Genomic DNA, 4,068 nt, shown 5'->3' on the forward strand with positions numbered 1-4,068 from the left:
TCCCGCGCTATTGGACGGCAAATATAAGATGTTTTTTAGATTCTAACCAAACTTTTTTTAAAAATTATATTGAAATCCATTGGAGACCATCCAGCCTATCTTTGACATCATACGTCCTCACCTCTACATTCAGAAATATATCGCTCACATTCACAGCATTTTGGAACCAAGAACTATCTGTCACGATAGCTATTTTGCCGAAAAGATCTGCGTTGGAATATTTAAATTTTATTCCTTTTAAAAGTGCATTAAAACCGATATCATGATCTTTTTCAAGCTCTAAGTAAACATTGACCTTATCGTATTGATCAAAACGAGCTTTGATCTCTAGAATTACTTCGTCTAAAACCTGTTCTGTAAGATCTGAGTCTATAATAATCCCGATCACATGACCTGGAAGATCGAAAGTTGCTAACATGGTTGATGGTGTAGGATTAGCTACAAAGATAGCCGAAAAAGACTTCTGGTTCGCTAAGCTACAAAGTTTTATTGCTCGATTGGTTGAGCTTCGAACATCTGCAGTTCATTCGAGTCAAATTCTACCTTGAATTCTATAGGGTTGCAACAAATCTCACAATCCTCGATATAAGTTTGTTTTCGCACAGAAGGATCCAGAAGTACAGAGACTTCTTCCCAACAGTAAGGACATTGAAAAAAATGTTCGTACATGGCTAGAGATTTACATTTAGTAATTGCCCCGTTAGCTGCAAAACCTGCAGTTCTGCCAGTTTCGCATCATACTTGGCAAGGTTGAGACTGGTTCTGGCATCTAATAGATTGATCTGTGCCTGCCTGAATTCTATCGAAGAAATCCTTCCGAGTTTATATTGCTCTTCAGATCGATTAAAGTTATTCAAATTCGTTTCAACATTCTCTTCCTGTACTTTCAGAATGAACAGTTTATTTCGATAATTTCCGAGGGAATTCGCGATATCCCGTTGAACCTGACTAATCAATTGCTCTTTCTGAATTTGCTGATTTTCATATCTTATTTTGGAGTTTCTAACCTGAATATTACGAAAACCTCCATCGAACAAATCCCAGCGTAAACTCACTCCCGCGGCAAGTCCATCTGTAGTAGTTGTACTACCCGGAAAGAAGGCGGTTGCAGCACTTCGGTTCAGGTTCCATCCATATGATCCGGTAAGGTCTATGGAAGGCAAATAACCGCTCTTATTGATCTTGATATCATAATCACTAATTTCCAGACTTTGCTCGATCTGCAGCAGTGAAACATTGTTGATTTCAGCTTCAGTAACAAAACTATCCAGCTCAAGGTCACTTATAAATGTTACTGTTGTATCTACGGAAAAATCGTTTGCGGTAATTTCTCTATTCAGAAGTACATTTAGATCCCGCTTGGTATTCTTCAGCAATTGTTCGGTTTCTATCAAAGAAATACTATCGTTGTTTACGTCTACCCTTGCATTTAGAACCACAAGATTGTTCGCCTGCCCATATTCAAATTGATATTGAGCACGCGTTACACGATTCTTGGATATTTCCAGAGTCTCCTCAAGAACATTGATGTTTTCTGAAAGTCTGGCGACCTCATAATACACGCTCATGATCTGTAGAATGGTATTTTCTATAGTTTCCCGGGCTTCTAGTTGAGAGAGATCATATTGCTCCTGAAGACTTTTATAATTATACAAACGTCCCAGGCCATCAAACAAAGTGTAACCTAAATTTATGGAAGCATTATAACGGTTACTTTCGATCCCTCGCTGATCTACCGTTTCACCATTCTCAGGTTCGGTAACACGATCATTCAGATCGTAATTCGCTCCGGCGAGTCCCGTAAGTGTCGGTAAATAGCCTGAGTTTAAAATATTCTGGTTATTATCGGCAATTTCGACATTATTCTCAGCGATCCTTATTCCAAAGTTCTCATCCAAAGCTCTGGAAATAACTTCCTGTTTAGTGAGCAGGCTATCCTGCGCAACACCACCAACACTCCAAAAAAGTGCGATCAAAATGCTAAGGATAAATTTTCTTAATCTCATTCGAAATTATTTATTCTGAAGTTCAATTATCTTCTAGTAATTTTGACTTTTATTCGCCTCATCGATTTCACTTTGTCGTTCATCTTCGTTATTCTTCTCTTTAATCGCTCTTTCCACCGATTCCCGACTAACCTTATTCCCGGTTTTCAACCACTTTGCTCTGGCTTTACCTGAATTGGTAATGGAAAGCAACAATGGCAACACCAGTAAAGTTAAAAAGGTGGCAATAAAGATCCCATAAGCAATTGAGATTGCCATAGGCTTTAAGAATTGGGCCTGTCTACTTTTTTCAAGCAGTAATGGTGCAATCCCTGCAATTGTAGTTAAAGATGTAAGGAAAATAGCTCTAAATCTTGACTTCCCGGCTTCAATAAGTGCTTTCTCGAAGCGCATGCCTTCTCTCAGATAGGAATTGAACTTTCCAATAAGTACAAGTCCGTCATTCACCATAATTCCCACCAGCGCAATGATCCCGAGTAAAGAAAGAATATTCACAGGGAAACCATGTATATAATGCCCCCAGGCTACACCAATGATACTGAATGGAATCATAATCATCAATAATAATGGTTGGCTATAACTTCTAAACGTAAAAGCGATTACTGCATAGATTAGGAACAAAATGATAGGAAATACTTTTTCCGCAGATTTAGTCAGTTTTTCTGCTTCGCGATTCTGCCCCTCATAGGAAACAGATACACTTGGATATTTTGACAATATATCCGGAAGTACGTTTTCTCCAATATTAGCAATAGCATCGGTAGAACTGGCATCCGGATCATCCATGTCTGCCTCTACCCTAATTTCTCTGAGTCCTTCAAGGTGACTAATAGATTCTGTACCACGTCTAATTTGATAAGTGGCGATCTCACCAAATGGCACACGGTTTCCATCTGGAGTTACAATACGCATATCATCAAGATCATTGATAGATTCTCTATTCTCGCGATCATAACGAACCCAGACTCTTATTTCATCCTGTCCGCGCTGAAATCGCTGTGCCTGTAATCCAAAGAATCCTGCACGCACCTGGCTCATCACTTCTCTCAGATTCAACCCTAAAGCATAGGCATTCTCATTAAGATCTATCGTGATTTCTTTGATCCCATCCGGATCTGTATCTGTAACATCCTTTAGCGTGGAATTCTCTTCCATAGCCTCTTTAAGTTCTTCCTTGGCACGCTCAAGTTCCTCCAGGTTATTTCCTAAAAGGGATACAGAAACTGGCTTTCCACCAAAGTTTCCACCGCTACCAAAGGTTAAACGCTCTACTCCGTAAACCTGTCCAACTTCATCTCGAATTGCATTGGTAATTTCGGGCGAACCAAAATCACGTTCTTCTCCCGGTAACAAATTCACTCTTAAAGATGCTTTGTTATTACCTGGTCCAACTCTGCGAACAATGTTTTTAACGACCTGCTTATTTCCTGTCTGGCGCTCAGTAAAGTCTTCGTTCACTCTCCATGCAGCATCCTCGACCATTGAAATGATACTGTCTGTCTTCTTAGGGTTCGTTCCCTCTGGCATCAACAGATCTATGCTTACCCGGTCGCTGGCGATACTTGGAAATAAAGTAACGTTCACCACGCCACCCATTACAGAACCTACAGTTAGAATAAATAGTGTGATTAGGATAGAGAGACTCAAAAACCTATGTGCAACTGTAGCGCGAATAACAGGTTCGTATAGCTTGTCCCGCAGATAAGCCATCAATTGATCTCCATATTTATTGATGATCCTTAGTTTCAGAAACAACCTCGAAAGTCCTTTCTTCTTTTTCTGTTCTTCTTCAGTTTCCCGAACTAAAGCTTTCGAATGGGCAATATGCGCTGGTAATATGATCAACGCTTCTACCAGGGAAACAACCAGGGTCAAAATAACTACTGTACTAACCTCGCCAAAGAATTCTCCAATTCGGCTATCTAAGAACAGGAATGTGGAAAATGCAAGAATTGTCGTAATGATCGCGGAAAGAATCGGTGGCAGCACTTCCATCGTTCCATCAATGGCTGCCTGTACCGGCTTTTTACCTCTTTCGTAATGCTGGTAGATATTTTCAGAA

Annotated in this window: 4 protein-coding genes; all 4 read right to left on the reverse strand. The window is 39.9% G+C overall.

Going from position 1 to position 4,068, the window contains the following annotated elements:
* Nucleotides 1–64 precede the first annotated feature (64 nt).
* Nucleotides 65–418, reverse strand: a complete 354-nt coding sequence (locus ACNI3T_RS05275) for a SpoIIAA family protein (protein ID WP_418226934.1) — start codon at nt 416–418, stop codon at nt 65–67.
* A gap of 68 nt (nt 419–486) precedes the next feature.
* Complete coding sequence (locus ACNI3T_RS05280; protein ID WP_418226935.1) at nt 487–669, reverse strand: CPXCG motif-containing cysteine-rich protein; 183 nt, start codon at nt 667–669, stop codon at nt 487–489.
* Between the two features lie 2 nt (nt 670–671).
* Nucleotides 672–2,006, reverse strand: coding sequence for a TolC family protein (locus ACNI3T_RS05285; protein ID WP_418226936.1), 1,335 nt, complete (start codon nt 2,004–2,006; stop codon nt 672–674).
* Nucleotides 2,007–2,039: 33 nt separating this feature from the next.
* The coding region (locus ACNI3T_RS05290; RefSeq protein WP_418226937.1) for an efflux RND transporter permease subunit at nt 2,040–4,068 on the reverse strand (2,029 nt) is incomplete at its 5' end.

Origin of the sequence: Christiangramia qingdaonensis (genome assembly GCF_048381525.1) — a bacterium.
Lineage (GTDB): Bacteria > Bacteroidota > Bacteroidia > Flavobacteriales > Flavobacteriaceae > Christiangramia.

Coding starts and splice junctions, on each gene's coding strand:
- ACNI3T_RS05275 (WP_418226934.1), bottom strand. CDS start 418: ATGTTAGCAACTTTCGATCTTCCAGGTCATGTGATCGGGATTATTATA.
- ACNI3T_RS05280 (WP_418226935.1), bottom strand. CDS start 669: ATGTACGAACATTTTTTTCAATGTCCTTACTGTTGGGAAGAAGTCTCT.
- ACNI3T_RS05285 (WP_418226936.1), bottom strand. CDS start 2,006: ATGAGATTAAGAAAATTTATCCTTAGCATTTTGATCGCACTTTTTTGG.